Source organism: Pseudomonas sp. NY15372, from assembly GCF_048068215.1.
Classification (GTDB): Bacteria; Pseudomonadota; Gammaproteobacteria; order Pseudomonadales; family Pseudomonadaceae; genus Aquipseudomonas; species Aquipseudomonas guariconensis_A.
On record NZ_JBLUPY010000075.1, the window covers coordinates 1 to 1,883 of the forward strand.

Annotated in this window: 1 protein-coding gene; it reads right to left on the reverse strand. The window is 59.0% G+C overall.

Annotation, left to right across the window (positions count from 1 at the left end; genetic code table 11):
• Nucleotides 1-72: 72 nt before the first annotated feature.
• The gene (ltrA, locus tag ACNFG0_RS22795; RefSeq protein ID WP_416766517.1) at nucleotides 73-1,494 is read right to left on the reverse strand and encodes a group II intron reverse transcriptase/maturase; all 1,422 of its coding nucleotides are present in this window, start codon (nucleotides 1,492-1,494) and stop codon (nucleotides 73-75) included.
• Nucleotides 1,495-1,883 lie beyond the last annotated feature (389 nt).

Sequence of the window (1,883 nt, forward strand, 5' to 3'; positions counted from 1 at the left end):
CATCGAGTAGGAGGCGGGCTCTGACCCGCCGTCCTCTCACACCACCGTGCGTACGGTTCCGTACACGGCGGTTCAGGTTATGCGACTAAGCCGGTTGATCGTATCCAGTATTGAGACAAGACCGAGCCGGTCCCATAGCTTCTTCGGCAGCGCCTGATTTGCATGAGGTGCACCCGAATTCCACCATGGGCCTCGGCCATTGGAGGCCGATCTACAGGCACGCTCTTCGTTGAGCCCCAGACGTATCAGGTTACGCGCTCTCGTTGAGGGCTGTTTCCATTGGCGCCAGATGGCGCAGCGAAGTTTGTGCCTGATCCACCCGTCCAACTCCTCAAGTGGGCGCTTGCCCTGGCTGAGTTTGAAGTAGCTCGCCCAGCCGCGTAGCACTGGGTTCAGCCGCTCGATGGTGTTGGCCATCTTGCAGCCTCTCGCCCCACGCAGTAGCTCTCGGAGCCGGTCACGCAGGCGTTTGAGGCTCATCATTGCCACTCTCAATCTTGGCTGCCGGTGACGGCTCATCCCATACCCTAGATAGTCGCAACTCCAGGCCCTCGCCACTTGGCTCTTATTCCGATTTACCGTCAATTTCAGACGGCGCCTCAGGAAACGTTCGGTACTGTTCAGTACACGCTCGCCTGCCCTCTGGCTGCGCACATAGATGTTCGCATCGTCGGCATAGCGCACGAAGCGATGACCCCGCTGTTCCAGTTCACGATCAAATTCGTCGAGAAGGATGTTCGAGAGCAACGGCGAAAGCGGGCCACCTTGCGGTGTCCCCTCATGCCGTTGGCTGACGATTCCACCCGACATGATCCCAGCTTCGAGGTAACGGCGGATAAGCTTGAGCACTCGCTTGTCTTCGACTCGACGCTGCAAGCAGGCCATCAAGATGTCGTGATTAACTCGATCGAAGAACTTTTCAAGATCAAGCTCCACGCACCAACGATGTCCCGCTTCCACATGGGTGCGAGCCATTTCAACAGCTTGGTGAGCGCTTTTGCCCGGACGAAAGCCGTAGCTGTAGTCCGAGAACAGCGGATCGAAGAGTGGTGTGAGCTGTTGCTGCAATGCTTGCTGGATCAGACGATCCACGACGCTGGGGATACCCAGTTGCCGTGTTCCGCCCTGCGGCTTGGGAATTTCAACCGCCCGCACTGCCTGGGGATGGTACTCACCGGCCAGCAACCTGGCCTTGAGGGTTGGCCAGTACTGTTTCACGTAGCCTGCCAAGTCGGCGACCGTCATGCCATCGGCACCCGGCGCCCCCTTGTTGCTGACCACGCGTTGATACGCACGCTTGAGGTTGGCCGGTGCAAGCACCCGCTCCATCAGCATGTCCGGCTCCGCGTTCGTCCACGTCACTGACGCCGTCGATACCTTTGCACTGTCAGCCATCACCCTCGGCTTCTGGCCGGGATTCAGAGTGACCGTTTCCGCTGTGGGAAATTTCTGCATTACGGTTACCAACGAGACAGTGACGCCTACTGGCGGCATAACCTGTTCAGCCCTTGGTGGCGCGGTTAACCGCCACTTACTACGGCCTCGGCTGACTTCTGCACGCTCATCCCGTCGCCTCTCGACGCTCGGTAGCACAGTGGCAAACGTGCAGATCTCCCAGGGTAATTCGCGCGACCTTCCTGCTTATGCCTGTCGGATATACGTCACAGCGCTCCGTGCAAGTATTGGGCTTTGGCGATTTATGCCACCTCACCCCGCTGTGCCGCCTCTATCCGCTTCCTGTTCGTCAGGCCAGCATTTTGCCTCGGGCTTCCTTCAGATTCGCAGTCGCCCGCGACACCCTTGCCTCTGGCTAACACTTCCCCTTGCCGGGTGTGTAGAGGACTTTCACCTCCAAGTCACCTGCTCGGCCACCACAGCCAAGC